Origin of the sequence: Citricoccus sp. (assembly GCF_035445025.1) — a bacterium.
Classification (GTDB): Bacteria; Actinomycetota; Actinomycetes; order Actinomycetales; family Micrococcaceae; genus Citricoccus.
Window position 1 is genome coordinate 1 of sequence record NZ_DAOMPX010000037.1, and the last position, 1,890, is coordinate 1,890.

2 protein-coding genes and 1 pseudogene are annotated in these 1,890 nt (G+C 68.6%); 1 reads left to right on the forward strand and 2 read right to left on the reverse strand.

Translation table 11 applies throughout. The features are described 5' to 3' along the window. Positions 1 to 620 (forward strand): SOUL family heme-binding protein (locus tag PLJ28_RS11430; protein WP_324590156.1); only part of this gene is annotated, 620 nt, incomplete at its 5' end. 178 nt (positions 621 to 798) lie between these two features. Here the strand turns inward: PLJ28_RS11430 and PLJ28_RS11435 are convergent. Continuing rightward, positions 799 to 1,053, reverse strand: coding sequence for a glutaredoxin domain-containing protein (locus tag PLJ28_RS11435; RefSeq protein WP_298045918.1), 255 nt, complete (start codon positions 1,051 to 1,053; stop codon positions 799 to 801). A 207-nt stretch (positions 1,054 to 1,260) separates the two neighbouring features. Then, positions 1,261 to 1,890 (reverse strand): annotated as a pseudogene (locus tag PLJ28_RS11440) (cytochrome bc1 complex cytochrome b subunit); the annotation flags it as partial.

The following is a 1,890-nucleotide window of genomic DNA, read 5'->3' on the forward strand; positions in this document are numbered from 1 at the left end:
CTGGCATGACGGCGCATCAGCCTTATGAGACGCTGCGTGTGCATGACGGTGTTGAGGTGCGCCGGTACCCCGAGCACGTCCTGGCAGAGACGACCGTCGAGGCAGGCTTCGAGGATGCCGGCAACCGCGCCTTCCGCATCCTGTTCGGTTATATCAGCGGAACGAACCAGGCCGAGCAGAAGGTGGCGATGACGGCGCCGGTGCTCCAGGACGCCCCGTCTGAGTCCATCGCGATGACCGCTCCCGTCCTGCAGGAGGACGCGGACGTGTACCCCGACGGCACCGGCCGCGGGCGCTTCCGGGTGGCGTTCGTCCTGCCGGAGGGATTCACCCTCGAGAACGCCCCTCGCCCCACGGATTCCCGCGTGCGGTTGCGTCGTGTCCCCTCGACCGTGGCCGCGGCCATCCGGTTCCGTGGACGCTGGAGCCAGGCGAACTATCGCAAGCACCTGGAAAAGCTGCGCACCGCCCTGCGCGCCGAGAACCTCTCTCCGGTAGGACCACCACGCTTCGCCCGGTTCGATCCTCCCTTCAAGCCCTGGTTCCTGCGCCGCAACGAGATCGTCCTGAGCCTGCAGGACCCGGTCGATCCGCCCAGTCCACCCGAGAAACGTCGCTGAGGGGCTCTCGACCACTACCCGTGCAGAGCGTTTGGGGCCAGATCACAAGCTGTGGGTCCCTGCCGGGGGGTTGCGGTGAGCGCGTCCGTGGGGCACAGCGCCTGACCACCTCGGGCCCCGTCTCCGGCACTCCGGCGTGGAGGCGTGGGCGGGGGAGCCGGGGGTCAGACGCCGTGGGTCAGGAGTGGCGGGTCAGGAGGGTGGCGACCCGGCGGATCTGGTCGGGCTGGAACCCACACCAGTGGTCCTCGTCGTCGACCACGACGACGGGGGCCTGGCTGTAGCCCAGCTCGTTCTGGATGTAGACCAGGGCGTCCGGGACTTGGCGGACGTCGATCTCCTCGAAGTAGAGCCCGGCGGTGGCCAGGGCGGTCTTGGTGAGCCGGCACTGCATGCACGCCGGCCCGGTGGTGTAGACGGTGATGGTCCTCATCGGTGCGCTCTCCTTCGCTCCGTGACCCCTCTGGGATACCAGCCGGAACGGACACGTTTAGCCGGCCGTGATGGATGAGTGGTCGGAGGCGTGGGACGGAGCGGACTGATGAGCAGGTGAGGGGTCGAAGCCGTCGGAACCGGGACAGTAGGCCCACTCACGCAGGAAGGCCCCGCCGGAGCGGGGCCTTCCTGGTGTGGTGTTGTGTCAGTGCTCGAGGGTGCCGCGGCTGCCGGTGGCGGCCAGGGCGTCGGGCACGTCGTGATGGTCGTGGGTCTTGGCCTCGGCCAGCTCCGCACGGCTCACCGGCTCGACACGGTCCTCGTAGAACCAGCGGTTGAGCTTGGCGCGGCGCTTCTCCCCGCCAGAGATCTTCCCGTCCGGTCCCGGCTGGGCCGGGACGGGACGGTTCGCCTCGAAGCTGACCAGCTGGTAGAGCCGGTAGTCGTCCAGGCGTTCGTGCCGCTCCCGGAACTCGCCGTCCGGGGTCATCTCGATCACACCGGCCTCGCGACCGTGCAGAACGATCTCGCGGTCCTTGCGCTGCAGGGACAGGCAGATGCGCTTGGTGATGATGAAGCCGATGAACGGGCCCAGGATGAAGATCCCGCGCAGCCAGTAGGTCACGTCGTTCAGCGACACCCCGAAGTGGGTGGCGATGAGGTCCGAGGAGGCCGCGGCCCACATGGTGCAGTACCAGATCACGCCGGCGACGCCGATGCCCGTGCGGGTCGGGGCGTTGCGCGGGCGGTCCAGGATGTGGTGCTCGCGGTTGTCCTTGGTCACCCAACGCTCCAGCCAGGGCCAGGCGATCATCGTGCCGATGAGGATGGCGGC